Here is a 704-nt window from a genome sequence, read left to right on the forward strand (position 1 = left end):
AAACATCTCACGATTCCTTTGGGTTTTCATAAACCACTTTGAGCGATGGCCATAAGACGAGCCAATTCTTCGCGTATACGCGTTGATCAAATAACGAACGCGGTCTTTTCGGGTTATGAGTGACGTGTCCATTGAATAGAGATTCTAAACCAAAGGCGGAAACACACTCATAATCGTTGTTTGCCGTGACTCTAATACCTTTCGGGCCAATAGCTCATGGCATCAAGCGTGTTTTTATAAGGCTGGTCGTTGTTCCTATGATGCATCAGAGCTTGGTTTCGAACCTGCCAATTACATTGTCGCATTTGCGTCTCAAGCCAAGCCTCATACTTGGAACATGCAGTAGGATCCACTTCATCAGTATCAAAATAAACAACGTCGATATCATTCAAAGCCGTAGGATTGACACTGTTATGAAGAGAATCCCAGAATAAATTTCTTAAAAAACCCGCAGCAATATAGCATTGAGGTAACTGTAAATTCGCGACATGGCCCAATGCTTCAACGCGCACTGGATCGAATCGGACTAACTCAATCAATCTGTTTGTTCTAGTGAGATCTGTTTCAGCGACCAACTTCTACGCCTCAAACAACACCCAGGCCCTTTACTTAAATACTTGCGTTAATAAGCCTTTGCCATCAATTAGACTTACCTCAGCATACGATCCATTCACTAGCGTTAAGTTAGGTGGAAGGTGACCAAT

At 42.8% G+C, this 704-nt stretch carries 1 pseudogene; it reads right to left on the bottom strand.

The annotated features are described in order from the left end of the window. Positions 1–7: 7 nt before the first annotated feature. Positions 8–575, bottom strand: a pseudogene (locus tag KIV40_RS34430) (nucleotidyltransferase family protein). Positions 576–704: the final 129 nt, after the last annotated feature.

It is taken from the genome of Vibrio sp. D173a (assembly GCF_030248475.1).